Here is a 19,569-nt window from a genome sequence, read left to right on the forward strand (position 1 = left end):
GGTCCTTATCTTTTTTTATGTCCGGTATGCAGCCTGTCTTCGAGCCAGAGGCTGTAACGCGACATCGCAAAACAGAAAATCCAGAAAATTGCCGCGGTGAAAACGTAAACTTCATTCGACAAACCAATCCAGTTGGCATCAGTAATCGAAGAGTTGGCGATACCAAGCAGGTCGTATAGTCCAATGATCAGGACGAGGCTGGTGTCCTTGAAAAGGCTGATGAAGGTATTCACAATGCCTGGGATTACGATCTTAAGAGCTTGAGGCAAAATGATAAATCTCATAGATCGCCAATAGCTGAGACCGAGAGCATCAGCGGCTTCATACTGCCCTTTTGGAATGGATTGCAGGCCGCCGCGAATGACTTCGGCCATATAGGCAGACGCAAAGAGCGATATGCCAACAAGCGCACGTACCATTTGATCCATCGTTGTCCCTGGCGGCAGGAATAAGGGCAGCATCACTGATGACATGAACAAAATGGTAATGAGCGGCACCCCACGGATAAATTCAATAAATAAGATGCAAAGTGTCGAGATAACCGGAAGGGTCGAGCGCCGCCCCAAGGCGAGCAAAATTCCAAGCGGCAGCGACACCGCGATACCCACAACCCCACAAACAAGCGTTAAAAGAAGACCGCCCCAGCGAGAGGTTGCAACATCTTCAAGCCCCAGACCGCCTGCCAGAAGTACGGCTGCTATTAGCGGGTAAAATCCTGCAAAGGCGAGACCATATCGACGGTAAGGTACTTTCTCTATCAAGCAGGGGATCAGCGCTAAGATTAAGAGAACTGCCGCGAGCAAAACACGCCACGCTTCTTCTGCGGGATAAAATCCGATCAGAAACTGCCGAAAGCGAGCAGAGATAACGGCCCAGCAAGCACCACCGGAGGTACAATCATTTCGCGATTGACCAACCCAATCCGCTGAAAAAAACAACCAGTCAAGAACGGGTGGTAAAAACTTCACCAGAAAGGCCAAAATTATCAGAGTTATCAGGGTATCCCCAACTGATCCAAACAGGCGCTTTCGCACAACGGTGAAAGCATTTGTCCGGATGTTTGCTGGCGCAGGAGATTGAGGGATGATTTCGTGAGTAATAGTCATGGATCTACCGCTCCTTAAGTGCAACATGTGCATTGAACCAGTTCATGAAGAGGGAGATGACCAAGCTGAAAATCAAATAAACAGCCATTGTAATGGCGATCACTTCAACGGCTTGGCCTGTCTGGTTCAAAGTTGTGCCACCGAATGTTGCGACCAGATCTGGGTAGCCAATGGCAACAGCCAACGATGAGTTCTTTGTTAGATTGAGATACTGACTTGTAAGCTGAGGAATAGCGACACGCAGAGCCTGTGGGATGAGGATCAGTTTCATCATCTGCCCAGGTTGCAAACCCAGAGCGGCAGCGGCTTCTTTTTGTCCTGCAGAAACAGATTCAATCGCAGAACGTAAAATTTCGGCGATATAGGTAGCGGTGTAAAAGACAAGCGCCAGAAGCAGTGCCGTAAACTCGGGACTGATAACAAATCCCCCCCTGAAGCTGAAACCTTTCAACTCGGGAATATCCCAGGATAGCGGGGATCCAGAAATGAAATAAGAGACAAAGACAAGAAGAACAGTCAGTAAGGTCCCGTAAAACCCGGCCGGAAAACTCTGCCCCGTTAACCGTTGCCTCCGCTTGCTCCACAGCACAAGGACAATTGTAATAACCAGCCCTGAAATAAACCCAAAGAGGACAAGGGAGAAGCCCTGATTGAAAACAGGTGCTGGTAAAAACAAACCCCGATTATTAAACGAAATGACATCAGCCAAGACGATGCTTTGCCTGACACCCGGCAGTGTTAAAAGGATACCGTACCAGAACAGGATCTGTAAAAGGATTGGGACGTTACGTAAGGAATCAACGTAAACATAGGCGACACCAGCTGCGAGCCAGTTGTTTGACAAGCGCATGATACCAAACAGCAAGCCAATGATGGTTGCCAGAAAAACCCCAAGTACAGCAACGACAGCTGTGTTTAGAAGCCCAATGACGAACATCTGTCCATGGGTAATCGGTTCCTCGAACAGAATAAGCATCTGACTGACATCATAGCCTGCCGGCGCATTGATGAAATTGAAGCCAGTGGAAATACCGCGATCAACCAGATTGGCCGCCGTGTTATTGATGATATAGATAGAGAAGGCCGTGAACAGAACGATCACGATGATCTGACTTATCAGCCCTCTCACTTTCGAGTCATATATATTGAAACGCAGAATGCTGCTGGGCGGTTTTTCGTTGCTGACCAACGTCTATACTCCCTGTGGGTTCTATTGTTCCTCCTATTTTGATCGGGGACAGAACAAAAACCAATTTCGCTAGCAGCAAATTGATGATGCTACTTGTTGCATAAATAGCGACAATTAGTTAAACCTAGGGGATGTATACAGATCTACCAAAGAACTTGCGCCTGCTGTGCAGCTACCATCAATCGATAGCTGAAGTCTGCCGTAAGCTCAAAATTAACCGCCCGCAATTTAACCGTTATCTAAACGGCCAAACTCAGCCCTCGCTACGCCTTATGCGCAAGCTGTGTGATTTTTTCGGCGTTGAGGAGGCAGAGCTTCTTTTACCACACGGACAATTCTCAGAACTCGTTCGCCTCAAACCACATGGTAGCCGAGTACAAGTTGTCAAAAACATTCCGGTCAATACCGTTGAAGACGTGGTTTTAAGCTCCCGGACAAAGCTGGATCCATACGTCGGCTATTATTTTACCTATTACAATTCCATGTCGAACCCTGGAAAAATACTCCGAGGCTTCGCCCAAATTTACATTACCCCGTTTGGTGCAAACATAAAGTCGCTTGAAAACATCGCGCAAAAAGATCAACCCGAAGCAAACGGATTTACCTGTAAATATGAGGGGATAATCTACATGCTGGGAGATCGGATTTTCATCACGACAATGGAGATGTTAACCCGCAACGAGGTGACGCATACCATTCTTTATCCAAGTTACAAAAACCGGATACAGTATCTGTCCGGTATTATGTCAGGCGTTGCTGCCCATGCGATGCGCGCACCGGCAGCAACCCGGATCGTTTATCAGTTTCTTGGAAAGTCAGTGGATATTCGCAACAGCATGAAAATGTGTGGTCTGTTTGATTACGGCGATGAGCAAATCCATCAGGAGATCCAACAAACACTTCGAAGCACCCTTGACCCTGATCGCAATTTAATGGAAGCAGCCCTACTTTAACTGGCTCATTTCGTCACAAAGAGGCGTGGTAAGAAGCGAACGTATTTCGTCAAAATCACGTCCCCGTCCTAAGGCATGGTAGAGCTTCACAAATGCGGCTTCTGCAGTGATATCTCGCCCATCCAAGACGCCATTTTCTCTCAAGGTCGCCCCTGCTTGATAAGTGTATAAATTCACACCGCCTTGATAGCACTGACTGACGGCCAGTATTGGAACCTCTCGGTTAAACGCGTCGCGAAAGGCCTTTTCAAGGGACTGGCTATAAGGGGCCGTACCAGCGCCGTAACACCTCAACACCACTCCGTCGACCTGACTAAGAACGGTGTCCAGGATATCCCCCGAGATGCCGGGCGATAGCGTCAGGATTGGGATTTTCACATCAGGATAAGGGTGAAGAGTAAGTGTATTTCCAGAATGTAAAGGTTCTGAACTCTGTTTGCTTGCTGTGAAGGCATCAAGATCCATTGAGGATTTCTTGATGAGCCTCGATCCAGGCAATAGGTTTCCAGAAAATTGAACCCAAACCCCCGCAGGGGTTTTGCCAAGAGCAGATATTGCATCGACAAGGTTCTCCGTCCCATCGCTGCCCTCCACTGTCAGAGGAAGCATAGATCCCGTAAGGATAACGGGCTTATTCAACCCCTGTAAGGCGAAACAAAGCGCGGCTGCCGTAAAGACAAGAGTATCGGTACCATGTGTCACCAGAAAGCCGTCAAATGCTTCATAATTCGCTTTGATCGTATTGGCAATTCGGGACCAATCTGCTGGAGAAGCCAAGGCGCTATCAATGAGTGGACGAAGCGCTTCGACATCCAACGATGAGTCAGGTATGACTTCGTGATTTAGGCGTTTAATTTCCGCTTCCACGATGCCTGGTTGCGGGGCAAAACCTGATGGTGTTTGCACCATGCCAATGGTTCCACCCGTGTGTATAACAAGATAACGCAAAATTTGTCCCTTTTGATCTTCGACACTCAAGCCTGGCTGGCTTCATGGCAATAAGTGCGTGCAATGAGCTCACGCGCCAGTAATTGAGTGACATCAACCACGTTGTGTTCCGGCATTATTATGGGAATAAGCGGTAATTCAGTGCAGGCGAGCAGCACTATTTTGGAGCGAAGCCCACTGACCAGTTGCTCGAACTGCTCTATAATGGCGGGTTGTGTTCCGCCGTATCGTTTGACGTCATAAATGAGCCGATGCAGCTGCGAAATATCCTCTGGTATCTCGACATCAAAGTGATCACACAGGCTGGAGTAAACCGACCAATCGTCAAGCTGCGTTACAGGCGATGCCCCCAAAAGAGCAATGCTCGTCGCGTTATGTTCCTTGAGATAAGATGTGACGACATCAGAGACCGAGATAAAAGTTGCCTTACGTGGCTTCGCTTTTATCTGGTGTTCGTAATAGTTCAGCGTATTACAGGCGATTGCAATATAGTCCACTTTCTCGGCCAGTTCATCAAACACGCGTTCAAGCTCTGGCCACACTGCAAGGTCATTCTTCTCGAGCTCCATCGACATGCCGAGAACCGGAGAGGAGATGATGTGAACACGTGGCCCATCCAGATCACCCTCGTATTTGTTTTCGAGAAGGGCTTTGGACTCACCGATCAGTTTTGACCATAAATCGACACCGGCTTCAGGCCCGGAACCTGCCACCAAGCCTATTCGCTGCCTTTTACTACGTGGTACTATTCTCATGGGGATGCTCTGGAATGATTGATCAATAAAAGAAAGTTCAGGCCGCGTAAAAACACGGCCTGAAAAGTAACCCTGTAAGAAAAATATCAATACTTACAGGCGCAGGGAGTAAGTGTTAGCGCACCGGTGCCGCATAACGCAGACCGCCTTTGGTCCAGCTTGCATTCAAGCCACGTTCCAGCCCAAGTGGGGTGTTCGGGCCAACATTACGGTCAAAAACTTCGCCATAATTTCCAACTTGTTTAATAACCTGATAGCCAAAATCAGCGCTGAGGCCGAGGGGCTCTCCGATGTTACCTTCGAGGCCCAGCACACGTTTGATTTGGGGGTCATTCGTTGATGCTTTTATGTCATCGACGTTTTGTGATGAAATCTCGAGTTCTTCAGCAGTGTCCATGATCCAGAGCGTCCAGCGAACGATATCACCCCACTGATCATCACCCTGGCGCACGACCGGGCCGAGCGGTTCTTTGGAAATAATCTCTGGCAAGATCACGTGGTCATCCGCATTTGTGAGCTGAACACGTGCAGCAGCAAGAGCGGAAGCATCGGTCGTGTAGACGTCGCAACGACCAGCCTGATAAGCAGCGACGACTTCAGCTTCTTTCTCATAGGCAACAACGTTGTATTTCAGGCCGTTGGCATCAAAATAATCTTTGAGATTAAGCTCTGTGGTAGTGCCGGTCGATGTACAAACAGATGCCCCATCAAGTTCTAAAGCACTGTTTACGCCCAAATCCTTACGCACCATGAAACCCTGGCCATCATAATAAGTGACGCCAGTGAAATCGAGACCAAGGGATGTATCGCGCATATATGTCCAGGTTGTATTGCGCGAAAGCATATCAATTTCGCCAGCCTGAAGAGCGGTAAAGCGAGTTTTCGCTGTTACGGAGGTATAACTAAGCTTTGATGCGTCTCCAAAAACCGCTGCAGAGACCCCTCTGCAGATATCAACATCCAAACCCTTAAAATTACCGTCATCATCAGGAGCAGCGAAGCCTGCTAATCCGAAGTGAACACCGCAAACCATTTCTCCGCGGGCCTTCACATCATCCAGTATAGATGCTTGTGCCGTTGTAACGGACGCGACCAGTGCTGTCAGTCCGACGCTCATTGCTAAAATTGATTTCATTTGCTGTAGCCTTCCTTTGCATGGATCGATCGACAAATCATGATCCTTGTGACTTTCTTCAGCATGAAAGCTCGGAAGTTATGTTGCTACTTGTAACAAGGCACCTACGTGGCGCTAACTTTACCCTTAATAGCGTCATCTAGCATCAAAACATAAGAAATATAACGATAGAAGTCATGTACTCCCGTGTGCCAGTCGAAAATACCAGCAACAAAGGCAGGTTTCTGATCCGTTGGGTTTAGAACTAACCAATGCGGCGCCAAGTCAGGGTTCGAGTAATCGGCTCGCCAGCAGGTGTTGTGGTATCGAGCCGAATGACAAGGCGATCTCCTTCGACATTCATTTGGCGGGAGACTTCAATGCCCACATTGCTGGCGTCCAACGCACCTTCTAATTTATGCATGACTTCTCCGGTTGAAGGCTTTACCTCGTAAGTACCAAAATAGGCGTCATACCCATCAATTGCTCCGGTGTTGTTTACACCCCGTGTCGAAGGTTCCGGTGCCATTTTTTCAGATCGATCCCGTTTCATGAATTGAGCAGCAAAACGATTTGATGTGTAGGTTAAAATGCCCTGGGGATTTGGCCCAAGAGTGGGATCAACACGCTGGCTTCCATCGGCTGTGACGTCTTCGCGGGTTAAAAGCCACCAGACGCCAATTAATTCCTCTGCTAGTCCGACATCTGAATTTTGGGAATTTATCGTACCCATTTTAGCCTCTCTCCAAGCCTTAACAGTTGCTTCCAAGTACTCTCGGAACCCCCGACTAGATTGATCCAGGAGTGCTGTTGCGTATACCCCACGACATCAGAATCTCTTTATTGTAATCCACTTCCATTTGGGAGGTACCGCCGGTAAATATTTTCGTAGGCCCCTCCCTCTAATTGTACTTTCTGCCTGTTCAGTATTTCTATAATCTGTTGCCGACTGGGCGAAGATTTACTGACCCAATGATAAAACAGATTTGCCTGGCCATTGTTTTTTGGGAATTCTACAAAATTGATATCATCACTCAGGGCCAATTTCTTTATGAAAACCTGCCCCATTACGATCTCAAATGAATAGGCCGCAAAGTCACAATAACCAGCGCGAGTTTGCTTGAATAAAGCACTCAGATTAGTGAAGTCGTAATTTATTAAATGTTGGGGAATACCAAGCTTGGTCAACCATTCCTGGTTATTTCCCAGAAGCCCGCAAAACGTTTTGCCTTCAAGGGTTTTTATCGAAATGTCAGATAGCTTTTCTGAAAATTTATTATACGAATAGAACAAGCCGTTTTGAGTTTTATACATTGCATCGGACGGTAAAAATTTAGCCAAACGCTCTGAATTTGATGTTGCATCAATAAACATTTCAAAGTCGCCCTCGCCCTTATAATTGGCAACCGATGCCACGCACCCTGCCCAAGGCATAAGCGTAATCTGAAAATCAAAATGGCTCTGCTTGCTGGCCTCTTCAAAAAAATCAACCGTCGCACCGGTGAGTTCTCGCGTGGGCTGCCCCTTATCATCAGTTTTTGAAAAGCTGTAAGGCGGATATTCTTCACCACAGACTTTCACAACGTCCTGTGCGGCAACACTTGGTTCTGAAATGGAAATTAAAAGTACAAGGTACAACAGGGTATATAGATTGATCCTTATCATCAGACTTCTCTCTACGTCTAAATCAAAACACAAGCCTGATTTCTTTGGCAGCGATTATGCTGACAGACTAGCCTCTCAGAAGGAGGCTAGCAGTTCGGGACTAACAAACGTTGAACCTTAAAAGAATTTGATTTACCGGCCCCGGCAGATGCTTGCAAAATAAATGGCTAATGAATAATCTTCCTATTGAATATGTTGGGAAAATTCAGATGAGTAATAAGCAAACCACCAGCGCGATAACGCCCGATGAGCCAACACACCCTGGCGAGATTTTAAAAGAACTTTTCATGGGTGTGTATTATGACTGAAATAAATACGCACGTTTCCCAGCGTCGTCTCCAAGTCATCGAACGTTCAATAATGATTGTCGGAACGATGGCTGTTTTATTTCTTTTCAGCTGGATATCTGTTGCAAACGCCGATAGCTCATCCGAACAACTAGCCGCCTATTACGATCGAAAAATGGTGCTTTGCACGACAACGGCTTACCAATGGGAAAGTGATGATAAGCCCAGTGTCGTTGCAGAAAATGTCGCCCAGGTTGGTGTCGGTCGGGATGCGAGTTATATCCTCACCAAGGATGGGACTCTCCTTAGCTGGGAAGATAACCCGGGAGAAAAACGGGAAATTCTCTCCCAAGTAAAGCGGTTTGTTGCGGGGCGCAGTGGCGTCTTGGCCATTCGACAGAATGATAGCCTCTGGTATCTGGCCAGGCCCGAAAGTTGGTTTGGTGAAGGAGATGTAACGCCACCAGTAAAAATCTCCGAAAATGCCCTCTCTGGCAGTATTGGTGACAGCGCCAATTATTATGTGACAAACACTGGTCGCCTTCATGCCAAAGGGCTAGCGCATCGCGGGCAATATGGGGATGGGAAATTGCAATCGACCGATCATTTTGTTCAGGTCGCCGACAATGTTCGATCCGTCAAAGCACATACTGGACATGCAATATATCTGGCCGAGACAGGCGATGTCTTTGGAACGGGCGGAAATATTTACGGTCCAATCGGCAGCCATGGCATTGGTGATAAAGCCATCAAATGGGCCCCTATTTTCCACAAAGCACGAGCCATCGCCACAGGCTCCAGCCACAGTCTGGCCATACGCGCAGATAACACCTTGTGGAGTTGGGGCCGAGATATTGGGTTAACCCCAAAACAAGTGCTTAATTCAGTCCGCGCTGTGGCGGCGGACCAATCCGGAAGTATTGCCTTACGCGAAGACAACACCCTTTGGCAGTGGGACAGAGGTAAAAAACCCCAACAGCATTTTGCTTGTCCTTAAGACGGGTCCAGTAAAAACCGATTTTTGTGGCATACATTTGCTGTACTTTGCGTGAAGCACCATATTTGATAAATATTGCACCAACCACTCGTTGAGCAGATTTAAGGGAGGCCAACATTTCACGCGCCGAACGACTTTTGGGTTTGATAGAAGAGTTTAGACGCCATCGCCGCCCGGTTTCGGGTAACGATCTTGCGCAGGCATTGGGCATTTCAATTCGGACTCTTTATCGAGACATCGACTCATTACGGGCACTTGGGGCTGGTATCGAGGGAGAAGCCGGCGTTGGTTATGTCATGCGCCCAGGTTTCCTTTTACCCCCTGTCATGTTTACGACTGAAGAAGTGGACGCACTCGTTCTGGGATCACACTGGGTCGCAGACAAGGCTGACAAACCGCTCGCGGAAGCAGCACGAAAAGCGATGGCGAAATTGACCGCTGTTATGCCTGTTGAACTTGTTGATCGCGTTGAAGCACGATATTCCGTCATTGGGAAGAGTGAAGAGTGGGCTCCTGAGACGATTGACATTGCAGTTGTAAGAGAGGCCATTCAACAAGAACGTAAGTTGCTCCTGCAGTACCGTGATGGAAAAGGAAAAAGTTCTGAGCGCGTGATATGGCCATTTTTTCTTATCTATTTTAGTGGTGGGCGCATTATTTCGGCATGGTGTGAGTTAAGAGATGGCATCCGGCATTTTCGCACCGATCGGATTGATGCACTTTCGAAATTACCAACGCGATATCCACGTCGTCGCCACGAGCTTATTAAGCTTTGGCGAGAGGCCGAAGTTTGTGAAAATGCGCAAAAATGACTACTGCCACTTTCTGACACACGGTCATATTAGTCTTCGTCTGTAACCAAATGAACAGACCAGAAGCACACCAATGAAATCAAAACCATTTCAAAGACTAATCTGCCTTGCAGTACTACTGCTTGGCACCCAGCAAGTTTACGCTTTGCCAATTTACGCTCAGGCACAAAATAATCAGGAAGACCAAGCAATGGAACATGACCAAATTCACGCAACAACCGATACCAATAATTCAGCAGTTGCCGCAGGTGATATAGAGAGTGTTCTCGCTACTTTTGAGCCTAACGGCGTCTTAGTCGGTCAACCCGGTATGATTGCCAAGGGAACGCCGGCGTTACGAGAGGCTTTCAAACAATTCATGGCAATCAATCCCAAGATAACCGTCACCAACCACGACGTTATTCAGGCGGACGATATTGCGCTTCATTCTTCCACCTGGACAATGTCAGGTAAAACACCAGATGGCTTCCCCATTGAGCAAAGCGGCTTTTCCGTTGTCGTGCTCCGCAAACAGGCCGACGGAAAATGGTTGATGGTGATTGATAATCCGTTCGGCGATCATCTCGTGCATAAAAAATGATGTCTGTACCGCGTTATGAGCGCCTCGTTTTGGGCAAGTTATTGAAACTTCGAAGACGATAAGTGAAGCAAAAGGATCTGATGGAGGGAATGGCTCCTCTCGATCAGATCTTTTACGAGCAAGATAGAAATATGAGGGTCAAAACCTATAAACGCCTATTTGTCCAATGGCGCTAATGAGCCCATAGTACGAATGACTACCCCAACCCTGTCTCAAGGTAGCGCATCTCTTCAGCGCTTAGTAACGACGCGAGCTTTGCATGGTAGTCGGCGAGTTGTGCCTCATTCAATTTACCCTCCCACTTGCGCCCTTTGCCGCTATTGAAGAAGGCACTGGGGTCTTTATAGAGACCGCCGGCAATGCCCGGAGCAGTCAGAAGCGCGTTTGATTTCATACTTTTGAAAGTAGCTTTGGCAACCAATTTTTCGAACAGTTCCGGAGGATGCGAAACGCCAATCGCTGTAGCCACGCGCTGCATCTGGCCGTACAGATCCTGAGACATCGTCTCGTAGTGAAACATATGAACATTCCGCTGATGGGCCATCGCGCGCGCGGATTTCAGGTGGTGGGCGATCAGCTCTAGACTTGGCTGGTCGAGCCCCTCATCCTCTATACTATTGTCGAGGAAGGCCTTGAAATTGGCGGCGGTGTCATCGGTATAAAGGTGATCATTATGGCCCAGGTTCATGTTCTGTATGTGATGCCACATCGAGAAATGCACATCCAGCGGATGGCGATGACCGATTAGATAGGTGCAATCTTCAAAATATGGCACGCCATCCAGGGGACTGTGCGACTTGATATAGCGTTGGTGGGTCTGTGCCGAAAGTCGTTCAAGACGGGTCTCGATGCTCTTGGAGCTAAGACGAAACTCAATCCACGGCGATATCTCTGCATAGGGGATTTCAGCCTCGGGATCGCCGAAAATCAGCAACCCACAGATTGACTGCATCCAGGTCGTACCACTTTTGGGTGGCACGCAAATAAAGACATCCCCCGGGCGATGCTCGAATTTATCCCAGTTATGGGTATCGGTGAAAACACCGCTGTAATGCTTTATGGGAGGTGATGCTGTCATATTTTCCGATCCCCAACCTATTTTACTGAAACCACCACCTTTTGGGGATGAACCCTGAACCAAGTGCAAAACAAGTAACACCCAAATTGTAAGCTGATCGGTGAAAATTAGGATAGATTGTTTGTTATGAGTATGTGCTGAAATACGTCTTGAAAAGGGAGTTTTGCACCCGGATGAAATTTTTGCAACCAAACCGACTTAACTTATAATTGATATTATACTGGCATACTTGGGCGAGTAAAAAGGTGGCCGGAAAAAGGTAGCCAGTAAAATGTAGATCGTGGGAGAGGAGCATTGTCTAAGTTTTTTTGCCTACTCATTTTCGTAATTCTGTTTTCGACTAAAGCCTATGCGAAAGAAATCAGAATTGTCGCTACCGACTACCCACCCCATGTCATTGAAGCTCAAAAAAGCGGGATGGATCTCGAAATATTGCGCAGTGTGCTTCATGAAATGGGCTATAGTTCAACGGTAAAATTTGTTCCGACAAGGCGCGCGATGAACATGGTAGAACACGGTGCAGCCGATGTAACCGTTCCCGCTTTTTTTGAAGAAGACAGAGAAGGCTATTATACATCTAATGCGATAATTGATTACAAACCAACCGTTTTTACACTCAGTAAGAATTCACATTCATTGGATGGATTAAGCTCTCTAACTGCCCACAAGGTTGTAACCTTCATCGGTGCTGCCGGTTATTTTGGATCAGAATTTACCAACGCAACAGATAAAGCAGTATCCTACAATGAAATCAACAATGTCGACGCCATGCCCGACCTGTTGATGATGGAGAGATATTCAGCGGTCGTACTGGATGAAAACATATTTTATTATTTTTATAGAAAAAAAGATAAAAACAGGGATCTAACTGTTTTTGACGCTCACCATGTCTTTCCCAAAATAGAGGCTTCGGTTGGATTTCATGATCAGAGTGTAAGAGACGCCTTCAATGAATATCTTGCGAAGTTTCGAACCGCCGGAAAAGATAAAAAGATCATTGAAAAATATGTTGGGGTAGCGCGTTAGCATAAAGGCCAACTTTCTTCTAAGAAAGTTGGCCTTTATCAAAAAATAAGATCCTTTACCCTGGCGATGACGGCCAGCTGATGCTCCCTCAGTCTTGAAATGCCATTAAAGAACACCGCCCTCCACAAGCTCTTTGTGTAGACGCGTCACAACATCCGTATGAAAAGCATCCGCATAGGCATCGGGCTGTTGCCCTGTGATACGGGCATGGAGCGGGTCTTCGGCGCGAATTTTTGATCCTGACATTTCCTCTAACATCGCGTGACCACAAAACGGTACGTAAAGCTCTGAGTAGCCACCTTCATGTGCAGCAACCATGCGGCCATTCGTGATCTCCATCACCTGTCGGGTCATCAGTTTATAGGTCTCTGGTGAGCACATCATTCGCGCTAAAGGATCAAAGCCGGAAGCGTCAAAGCCGCAAGCGATGATTACGAGGTCAGCGTCAAACTGTTTCAGCTTAGGGATTACCAAACGCTCCATGACATCCAGATAGGCCTTGTGGCCACAACCTGGTGGCAAGGGAATGTTCATATTCAAGCCCGCACCGTCCCCCTGCCCCACGGCGTCCGTCGCACCAGTGTCGTGGGGATAGCATCGGTCCTGATGGATCGAAATTGTGAGAACGTCATCGCGATCAAAATAAATCGCCTCGGTTCCGTTGCCGTGATGCACATCCCAATCAAGAACAGCAAACTTTTTCCCCAGCCCCTTTGCCAGTGCGACTTCAATCGCGATTGAGATATTGGCAAGCAGACAGAACCCATTGTGATAATCTGGTAAGCAGTGGTGTCCCGGCGGGCGCGACAAGGCGTATGCATTGCGCACCTGCCCCGTTTGCACCATTTCGACGGCTTTGGACACAAGCCCGGCAGACAGTGCCGCAATCTCAAAGGCGCCTCGCCCGAAAGGCGTGCGCAAACCAAGCTCACCCCCACCACTGTCAGACATCTCTTTGAACGTATCAAGATAGGTTTTTGGATGAACGCGAAGCAAGTCTTCGACGGATGCGGGATCAGCGCCCGTCATCACCATCTCATCAGACAGTCCCGTCACATCTATAAGGTTTTTGAGGCGCCGCTTTGTTTCAGGGGCTTCGGGTAAACCTCCAGAAACCATCGGCTGCACCAACCCGCCAACTGGCGCGAGAAGCGCATAGTTACCGCCAAAATGCCAAAAGCACTTTTCATCCCAAAGAAAGGCTGTCTTGTCGCTCATGGTTTCTCCTCAATTCGTATTTTGATGCGCGGCCAACAGTATTACTGCAACAAGGCCATTAGTCCCAAGATTTAAGATTACTGAAGTTAATTCCATTCCAAAGCAGTGTTCGAATTGCACTTCGATTATTTCGATGCTGTTTACTCTTAATTTCAGCACGATATCAGGTCATTGATACGTAGTTAATATGATAGTCAGTATTACTAGAGGGTAATCATACCTGGCAGGATGGTACAAATAGGTACTTTTATTTTATAGGATTTAAGTAGATGAAATTACTTTATCAGACGCATTCGCCTTTCGCTCGCAAGGTATTGGTCTTTGCCTATGAGGCTAACCTGGCGGATAGGATTGAGGTTATTCACCATGAAACAAGCCCTACGCAACGAAACGAGGAAGTTATCCGACTTAATCCTTTGGGCAAAGTTCCTATCCTGATTACAGGCACTGATGAAACAATTTTTGATTCAGGGGTAATCTGTAAGTATTTGGATAAATTTAATCAGGGGCCTAAGTTATTTCCGATAAATGAAGCCGATCAAATTACAGCTGTGCGCCTGCAGGCACTTTCAGATGGATTGTCCGAGATTGGTATTCTTGCCAGATGGGAGGCCGTTCGTCGCCCTGAAGAACTGCGCTATCAACCATTATTAGATGGGCTTCTTGCCAAACTTTCAGCAAGTTACGCTTATATAGAAGAACAAGTTGATTTAACGGGTCCGTTAAGCATTGGACAAATTGCGCTTGCAACTTCATTAAGTTGGCTGGAGTTTCGCGATCTCGCTACATTTAGAGGAAACCATCCAAAACTAACTGAATGGTATGATAATTTCTCTCTACGTACATCAATGCAATCCACATCCCTAATTGGCGATACTCATGATTAGCTAAGAGATGGGTCGTGGGCTAATCCCAAACGTACACTAGAATTCTCGCGGCCCTCCCGATTACTGCAACGTCTTTTGAGAAGTCGCCATTCTCGTCGCGAGAAGCAGGTTGGTTTCACTGCTTAAGTTCTCTTAATCAACCAGGGTAATTAGTCCAACTGTATGGGTGATAACCCCTTGCTCATCAACTAATGGGAAATCAAGAGACTCAAAATTCAAATAAGATTTTCCATGTGCATCTAAAGTCCCATAGCTATGCATTGCAGATTTTTTACTGCATAACTCTTCAAGGAAACGGGCAAACCTACTCAAGTCATTATCTGCGTTATCGACTGAAAAAAGTGTGCCAGCCTGAGATTTTCCTACGAGCCTGACCACCTCTTCACCATGTAGGCAATATCGAAACTGGCCGTTACCCAAAACCGCAATTAAAAAAATATTGGGCGCTTTTTCTATATGATCCAAGATGTCGAATTGATTTTTCTGGGGCATGTCTGGTTGGTAGGATTGCCACCACTCAAAAACTTCTTTGCAAGCTTCCGTTTTAAATTGCGAGCAATCTGTCGCTAGAGATCGTAAAACCTTGGTGAAGTTATTGTCTCTGACGTAGTTATTTCCGCTGTCAGCCATATTTTCTATTCTTGAAAACCAGAAAATTTACATTCTGTTCATATATTTTTGGGAGCGGTAAGGATATGTAGGTACCTATCGACCTTATAGCCTTTGTTCACATTTAAATTAACACTCTAAGATTACATAATTCTTAAAAAATAAAATCAGACTTTATTGAGTTTTTCGATCATTGTTTTATTCGGCTAATTTTCAAAAAACTTTAAAAACCTAGTTAAACTGAAATCACAGGGATAAAATTTCTATATCGCTATAGGTTGCGAAAAGGCTCCGCTGCAAAAATTTGCTCTGAGCGCCTCCTCTCTATGTCTTCCCTATTATTGAAGCGTCTTTTTGGAGGTCGCCATTCGAGTGGCGAGGAGGAGGTTGGTTTCGCTGGTCATGATGCCCTCGATGCGGCGGATGTCGTTGAGGATTTTATCAAACTCGGCCAGGGTTTCGGTTCCGATTTCAAGGATCATGTCCCACTTGCCATTGGTGGAATGAATGGCCTGGACCGCGGGTATACCGTTCAACCGATGGGCGATGCGGTCTGTGCCCCTGCCCTCAATACCGATAAGCATCAATCCCCTGATCGGGCTTTGCTCGACGTCTTCTTTTAATACCACGGTAAAACCGAGGATCGTCCCGAGGGATATCAGGCGATCCATTCGGCTGCGCACAGTCGCCCGTGACAGACCTAGAGCAGCCGATAGATTTGAGAGAGATATTCTCGAATTTCGGCGGAGTTCAGCGACAAGGCTGACATCATGCTTATCCATTTTGACCATTTTTCCTTTCATTTTGACAATATGGTAACAATTTTGATCAATTTAACAACTAGAACCCATACCAACTTGATAATAATATAATTGAAATTATCGACAGCGGGGGTATCAGTTAAATGAATACGCACGACTATTTAGGCATTGAATGTTTGGCTATACCCGCTGATGAACTCAACGCGTGTTTGATGGATTTGGACATCTTTCCCTCCCCTTCAAATACGAAATTTTGGCAAAGACGAAACTCTTGCGAGGCAATCGCTCCGCAGGAAACCACCGCCCCAACATAATTCAAATTAACAAATCGTCTGAGACCCAGCGTTTTTCGTGCGCGTCACGTCACGCGTACGGCACAGCCTCATAAAAAAAAATAAAAAACACCACTACTGCACTTTTTGAACCTAGCAAAAGGGAGAGCTCTCTCCCTATGGAAAAAATTCATCTAAACAGGGACTTAAACAATGAAAACAACGATACCCGAAGGCGCCCGAAGGCCTCACTTCTGGGAAGCAATGCTCTCTCTTTTTTCACTGGTGGTTGGCATCAGTATCTCCATCGTATTCTATGGCCTCGACCCGCAAATCCCCATGCTGCTCGGCGTGATTGTGGCTAGTCTTGTTGCGCTCCGGTGCGGCTTTAGCTGGCAAAACGTTCAAAACGGGATGGTGCGCGGCATAACCAACTCCCTCCCCGCCATGATCATCTTGCTTGTGGTTGGTGTTCTGATCGGAGTCTGGATCCTCGCAGGTGTGGTTCCGACATTGATCTACTATGGTTTGACCGTGCTTTCTCCGGCAATCTTCCTACCCGCTACCCTTATCATTTGTGCCCTGACATCGCTTGCAACCGGGACAAGCTGGGGTACAACAGGCACCATCGGCGTTGCCCTTATGGGTGTTGGCGCGGGCTTAGGCTTTCCTCTCCCTCTCGTGGCGGGTGCCGTGCTCTCCGGGGCTTATTTCGGCGATAAAATGTCTCCGCTTTCCGATACCACCAACCTTGCACCAGCCATGGCTGGAACAGATCTTTTCACCCACATCAAGCACATGTCCTACACCACCGGTGTGACCTTTGGCCTGACCTTGATCATCGAGATTGTCATCGGTCTGCAGTACAGCGGTGGTGATGGAAATCTGGAACGCATCAATACCATGCTGACGGTTCTGGATGAAAACTTCGTCATCAATCCTGTATTGATCCTACCGCCTCTCGTGGTGTTGTTTGTTTCTTACCGCAAGATGCCAGCCATTCCGGGTATTACCCTCGGCGTGATTGCCGGTGTGATCTGTGCCATTGGTTTGCAGGGTGCTGATTACAGTGCGATCGCCAATGCTTCTTTTGGGGGTTACGCCTCTGAAACCGGGATTGAAGACGTTGACTCGCTTCTCTCTCGCGGTGGCCTTGATTCCATGATGTACACCATCAGCCTGATCATCGTTGCGATGATGTTTGGCGGTGTGATGGAGCGGACAAACCAGTTGAAAGTAATCGCCGACAAGGTGCTCTCCATGGCCAAAACCGATGGTTCCCTGATCGTCTCGACAGTGCTTACCTCTATTGGGGCCAACTTGATCCTCTGTGATCAGTACATGGCGATCGTCATGGGCGCACGTACCTATGCTCAGGCCTACCGCGACCGTGGCCTTGCTCCTGAAAACCTCTCCCGTGCCGTGGAAGATTCCGCAACCGTCACCGCCAATCTAGTGCCATGGAATTCCGGTGGTGCCTATCAGGCCGCAACCCTTGGCGTCGCTACCATTGCCTACCTACCCTTCGCTTTCTTCTGCTGGTTATCTCCAATTGTCACCATAATTTTCGGTGTTATGGGATGGACAATTACGAGGAGCTCCCCAGAAGATCAGGCCGTGACAGAAGATAGTGTCGCCCCTTCGGCAGATGCCGCGACACCTGCTGAGTAAGAAGCCTCCGCACTTTATAGTAAGCTGAAATAATCGCCGGGCCTCATCCAAGGTCCGGCGATCCTTACTTTCAGCTATAGTCTTTTCATTTACTGATTTCGGCCTCGCTGCTAGGCCCCGTAAACCAGTCGTGCGGTTGGGTATCATCAAACCGTATCCAGAGATGCTCTGGCGCTACCCCCATCTCTTCTTTCATAATTTCACTAAGACGACGGGCGACGGCTTGTTTTTGTTCTTCGGGGCGTCCTGCCATAAGAGCGATAGATACAAAGGGCATGGTTATTTCCTTTTGGGATATACAATTTTTAAACCCGACGTGCCTCAGGTTCAGTTTAAGAAGCTTCACGCAAAAAAAGCCCTCGAATGATCGAGGGCTTTTCTTGGTAAATACAGCAATGTGTATTGGGTCTAGTGAACAGTTTCGATTTTTTCAAAATCAACCGCACACTCTTCCGGAGAAGCCTTGATCGCCATAACTTCTTTGCGTTTGAAAACCGCAATGTACACCAGGCAAGCAAAGTAAATGCCGATAACCAGAGCACCGATCCACTGGATCTGGAGGAAGTCGAGCTCAAACAGGATCGTCAGACCAAAGAGAGCAACGACGTTTCCGACAATGTACTTCCATTTACCAAACTTGCTGACCGTGATCGACATGTTATCGGAATAGAGCCGGATCAGGGAATCAAGCGAGTTGATGACAAAGGTAATACCAACAAAGACCATGGCAAGGCTGTAGAAAGTGCTGATATCAAGAGAGTTTGCATGGTAATAATAAAGGACAGCAAACCAGACCGCGAGCGGGATCGATGGGAAGACCAGCAAAGCTGCAAGAACCTGCCAGGTGCGCAGTCCACCGACAAAACGAGAGGTAAACTGACCGATCATAATACTCCACGCGAACCACCAGAAGAGATAAAACTCGTGGTAATCATTGAGCGGCAGGACAAAGTTGTGAATGTTGGTGAAATAGTTGCCAATCATGCCAATTGTGGTACCGAACTCACCCAAACCGATAGAGGCATTAGCCCACATCAAGGCAATCAGGCCTAAGAACATCCAAGTCGATGCCAGGCTTAAAATCTTGACGTATTTGATGTCCGTGCTTGAATAGGCTGCGGCCAGGATCACACAGAATACGATGACATAGAAGGTAAAGACCACGCTTTCACCGTCGCCAACTTGCGGTACGTACCAAGGCAAATTTATCAGGAATAAATAGGCGGTAAAAGCACATGTACCAACGATAACAATGTTATTGATCAACTTCACAAACGGAATTTCAAAGAACTTTACCCGGGGTTCAACAACACAGAAATAGAAGCTGGTCAGGAAGTAAAACCCCCAGATTAAAAATCCCCAATAGCCAAACTCAATCGCCAAGGGATTACTAAAAGCATATTCAGGGCTGGTCGTAACATCTGCATAACCCGCGAACTCGGTCAGCGGAAACATGATCAGACCAACATCCAGGCCAGAGGTAAAGAGGATCGCAATAAAGGTAAAAACAGGAACTGGTGTAACCCCAACACACTGCACATTCCACCATTTGATCAGGCAAAACAGGATCAATCCAAACGCAAGAATAATTCCCGCGGATAAAATAAAGGTCATTTTCTTCTCCCCAAGATGACCGTGAGT

The 19,569-nt window shown here is 47.3% G+C and carries 20 protein-coding genes; 7 read left to right on the forward strand and 13 right to left on the reverse strand.

The window, feature by feature from the left end:
* Positions 1-5: 5 nt before the first annotated feature.
* Both ACOGW3_RS23880 and ACOGW3_RS23885 read right to left on the reverse strand, forming a co-directional pair.
* Positions 6-1,106: an amino acid ABC transporter permease gene (locus tag ACOGW3_RS23880; RefSeq protein WP_419905230.1), complete on the reverse strand. Its 1,101-nt coding sequence runs from the start codon at positions 1,104-1,106 to the stop codon at positions 6-8.
* 4 nt (positions 1,107-1,110) lie between these two features.
* Positions 1,111-2,295, reverse strand: a complete 1,185-nt coding sequence (locus tag ACOGW3_RS23885; RefSeq protein WP_419905231.1) for an amino acid ABC transporter permease — start codon at positions 2,293-2,295, stop codon at positions 1,111-1,113.
* A gap of 131 nt (positions 2,296-2,426) precedes the next feature.
* On the opposite strand from ACOGW3_RS23885, the gene ACOGW3_RS23890 reads away from it, so the two are divergent.
* Complete coding sequence (locus ACOGW3_RS23890; RefSeq protein ID WP_419905232.1) at positions 2,427-3,248, forward strand: helix-turn-helix domain-containing protein; 822 nt, start codon at positions 2,427-2,429, stop codon at positions 3,246-3,248.
* On the opposite strand, the gene ACOGW3_RS23895 is transcribed toward ACOGW3_RS23890, so the two are convergent.
* The 5 genes from ACOGW3_RS23895 to ACOGW3_RS23915 all read right to left on the reverse strand — a co-directional run bounded on the left by ACOGW3_RS23895 (position 3,240) and on the right by ACOGW3_RS23915 (position 7,730).
* A complete protein-coding gene (locus ACOGW3_RS23895; RefSeq protein ID WP_419905233.1) occupies positions 3,240-4,226 on the reverse strand; it encodes an asparaginase in 987 nt (328 codons plus the stop codon). The genes ACOGW3_RS23890 and ACOGW3_RS23895 overlap by 9 nt on opposite strands.
* Positions 4,223-4,909, reverse strand: a complete 687-nt coding sequence (locus tag ACOGW3_RS23900) for an aspartate/glutamate racemase family protein (RefSeq protein WP_419905983.1) — start codon at positions 4,907-4,909, stop codon at positions 4,223-4,225. Before ACOGW3_RS23900 ends, ACOGW3_RS23895 begins: the two co-directional genes overlap by 4 nt.
* Positions 4,910-5,066: 157 nt before the next feature.
* Positions 5,067-6,122, reverse strand: a complete 1,056-nt coding sequence (locus tag ACOGW3_RS23905; RefSeq protein ID WP_419905234.1) for an amino acid ABC transporter substrate-binding protein — start codon at positions 6,120-6,122, stop codon at positions 5,067-5,069.
* Positions 6,123-6,330: 208 nt separating this feature from the next.
* On the reverse strand, positions 6,331-6,798 hold the full coding sequence (locus tag ACOGW3_RS23910; RefSeq protein WP_419905235.1) for a lipocalin-like domain-containing protein: 468 nt from the start codon (positions 6,796-6,798) through the stop codon (positions 6,331-6,333).
* Positions 6,799-6,905: 107 nt separating this feature from the next.
* Entirely contained in the window at positions 6,906-7,730 is an 825-nt protein-coding gene (locus ACOGW3_RS23915) for a substrate-binding periplasmic protein (protein WP_419905236.1), read from the reverse strand.
* A 300-nt stretch (positions 7,731-8,030) separates the two neighbouring features.
* Here ACOGW3_RS23915 and ACOGW3_RS23920 point away from each other — a divergent pair, with 300 nt between their 5' ends.
* The 3 genes from ACOGW3_RS23920 to ACOGW3_RS23930 all read left to right on the forward strand — a co-directional run bounded on the left by ACOGW3_RS23920 (position 8,031) and on the right by ACOGW3_RS23930 (position 10,406).
* The gene (locus ACOGW3_RS23920; RefSeq protein ID WP_419905237.1) at positions 8,031-9,014 is read left to right on the forward strand and encodes an RCC1 domain-containing protein; all 984 of its coding nucleotides are present in this window, start codon (positions 8,031-8,033) and stop codon (positions 9,012-9,014) included.
* Positions 9,015-9,157: 143 nt separating this feature from the next.
* A complete protein-coding gene (locus tag ACOGW3_RS23925; RefSeq protein WP_419905238.1) occupies positions 9,158-9,826 on the forward strand; it encodes a helix-turn-helix transcriptional regulator in 669 nt (222 codons plus the stop codon).
* A gap of 73 nt (positions 9,827-9,899) precedes the next feature.
* Positions 9,900-10,406, forward strand: a complete 507-nt coding sequence (locus tag ACOGW3_RS23930) for a YybH family protein (RefSeq protein WP_419905239.1) — start codon at positions 9,900-9,902, stop codon at positions 10,404-10,406.
* A 196-nt stretch (positions 10,407-10,602) separates the two neighbouring features.
* Here ACOGW3_RS23930 and ACOGW3_RS23935 read toward each other — a convergent pair whose 3' ends face one another.
* The gene (locus ACOGW3_RS23935) at positions 10,603-11,484 is read right to left on the reverse strand and encodes a sulfotransferase domain-containing protein (RefSeq protein WP_419905240.1); all 882 of its coding nucleotides are present in this window, start codon (positions 11,482-11,484) and stop codon (positions 10,603-10,605) included.
* 294 nt (positions 11,485-11,778) lie between these two features.
* On the opposite strand from ACOGW3_RS23935, the gene ACOGW3_RS23940 reads away from it, so the two are divergent.
* The gene (locus ACOGW3_RS23940) at positions 11,779-12,510 is read left to right on the forward strand and encodes a substrate-binding periplasmic protein (protein ID WP_419905241.1); all 732 of its coding nucleotides are present in this window, start codon (positions 11,779-11,781) and stop codon (positions 12,508-12,510) included.
* Positions 12,511-12,615: 105 nt separating this feature from the next.
* On the opposite strand, the gene ACOGW3_RS23945 is transcribed toward ACOGW3_RS23940, so the two are convergent.
* Positions 12,616-13,629, reverse strand: a complete 1,014-nt coding sequence (locus ACOGW3_RS23945) for a class II histone deacetylase (protein ID WP_419905242.1) — start codon at positions 13,627-13,629, stop codon at positions 12,616-12,618.
* Positions 13,630-13,997: 368 nt separating this feature from the next.
* On the opposite strand from ACOGW3_RS23945, the gene ACOGW3_RS23950 reads away from it, so the two are divergent.
* Positions 13,998-14,615: a glutathione S-transferase family protein gene (locus ACOGW3_RS23950; RefSeq protein ID WP_419905243.1), complete on the forward strand. Its 618-nt coding sequence runs from the start codon at positions 13,998-14,000 to the stop codon at positions 14,613-14,615.
* A gap of 132 nt (positions 14,616-14,747) precedes the next feature.
* Here ACOGW3_RS23950 and ACOGW3_RS23955 read toward each other — a convergent pair whose 3' ends face one another.
* Together ACOGW3_RS23955 and ACOGW3_RS23960 are read right to left on the reverse strand one after the other, a co-directional pair.
* Positions 14,748-15,245, reverse strand: coding sequence for a hypothetical protein (locus ACOGW3_RS23955; RefSeq protein ID WP_419905244.1), 498 nt, complete (start codon positions 15,243-15,245; stop codon positions 14,748-14,750).
* A 317-nt stretch (positions 15,246-15,562) separates the two neighbouring features.
* A complete protein-coding gene (locus tag ACOGW3_RS23960; RefSeq protein ID WP_419905245.1) occupies positions 15,563-16,006 on the reverse strand; it encodes an Lrp/AsnC family transcriptional regulator in 444 nt (147 codons plus the stop codon).
* A gap of 464 nt (positions 16,007-16,470) precedes the next feature.
* Between ACOGW3_RS23960 and nhaC the strand changes: the two genes are divergently transcribed.
* On the forward strand, positions 16,471-17,928 hold the full coding sequence (gene nhaC, locus ACOGW3_RS23965) for a Na+/H+ antiporter NhaC (protein ID WP_419905246.1): 1,458 nt from the start codon (positions 16,471-16,473) through the stop codon (positions 17,926-17,928).
* Positions 17,929-18,013: 85 nt separating this feature from the next.
* Here the strand turns inward: nhaC and ACOGW3_RS23970 are convergent, their stop codons facing one another.
* Positions 18,014-18,205, reverse strand: coding sequence for a tautomerase family protein (locus ACOGW3_RS23970; protein WP_419905247.1), 192 nt, complete (start codon positions 18,203-18,205; stop codon positions 18,014-18,016).
* 131 nt (positions 18,206-18,336) lie between these two features.
* Complete coding sequence (locus tag ACOGW3_RS23975; RefSeq protein ID WP_419905248.1) at positions 18,337-19,542, reverse strand: hypothetical protein; 1,206 nt, start codon at positions 19,540-19,542, stop codon at positions 18,337-18,339.
* Between the last annotated feature and the right edge of the window lie 27 nt (positions 19,543-19,569).

Origin of the sequence: Kiloniella sp., from assembly GCF_965205715.1 — a bacterium.
Classification (GTDB): domain Bacteria; phylum Pseudomonadota; class Alphaproteobacteria; order Kiloniellales; family Kiloniellaceae; genus Kiloniella.

Coding starts and splice junctions, on each gene's coding strand:
- ACOGW3_RS23960 (WP_419905245.1), bottom strand. CDS start 16,006: ATGGATAAGCATGATGTCAGCCTTGTCGCTGAACTCCGCCGAAATTCG.
- ACOGW3_RS23975 (WP_419905248.1), bottom strand. CDS start 19,542: ATGACCTTTATTTTATCCGCGGGAATTATTCTTGCGTTTGGATTGATC.
- ACOGW3_RS23890 (WP_419905232.1), top strand. CDS start 2,427: ATGTATACAGATCTACCAAAGAACTTGCGCCTGCTGTGCAGCTACCAT.
- ACOGW3_RS23950 (WP_419905243.1), top strand. CDS start 13,998: ATGAAATTACTTTATCAGACGCATTCGCCTTTCGCTCGCAAGGTATTG.
- ACOGW3_RS23930 (WP_419905239.1), top strand. CDS start 9,900: ATGAAATCAAAACCATTTCAAAGACTAATCTGCCTTGCAGTACTACTG.
- ACOGW3_RS23880 (WP_419905230.1), bottom strand. CDS start 1,106: ATGACTATTACTCACGAAATCATCCCTCAATCTCCTGCGCCAGCAAAC.
- ACOGW3_RS23945 (WP_419905242.1), bottom strand. CDS start 13,629: ATGGTTTCTGGAGGTTTACCCGAAGCCCCTGAAACAAAGCGGCGCCTC.
- ACOGW3_RS23920 (WP_419905237.1), top strand. CDS start 8,031: ATGACTGAAATAAATACGCACGTTTCCCAGCGTCGTCTCCAAGTCATC.
- ACOGW3_RS23910 (WP_419905235.1), bottom strand. CDS start 6,798: ATGGGTACGATAAATTCCCAAAATTCAGATGTCGGACTAGCAGAGGAA.
- ACOGW3_RS23915 (WP_419905236.1), bottom strand. CDS start 7,730: ATGATAAGGATCAATCTATATACCCTGTTGTACCTTGTACTTTTAATT.
- ACOGW3_RS23935 (WP_419905240.1), bottom strand. CDS start 11,484: ATGACAGCATCACCTCCCATAAAGCATTACAGCGGTGTTTTCACCGAT.
- nhaC (WP_419905246.1), top strand. CDS start 16,471: ATGAAAACAACGATACCCGAAGGCGCCCGAAGGCCTCACTTCTGGGAA.
- ACOGW3_RS23970 (WP_419905247.1), bottom strand. CDS start 18,205: ATGCCCTTTGTATCTATCGCTCTTATGGCAGGACGCCCCGAAGAACAA.
- ACOGW3_RS23955 (WP_419905244.1), bottom strand. CDS start 15,245: ATGGCTGACAGCGGAAATAACTACGTCAGAGACAATAACTTCACCAAG.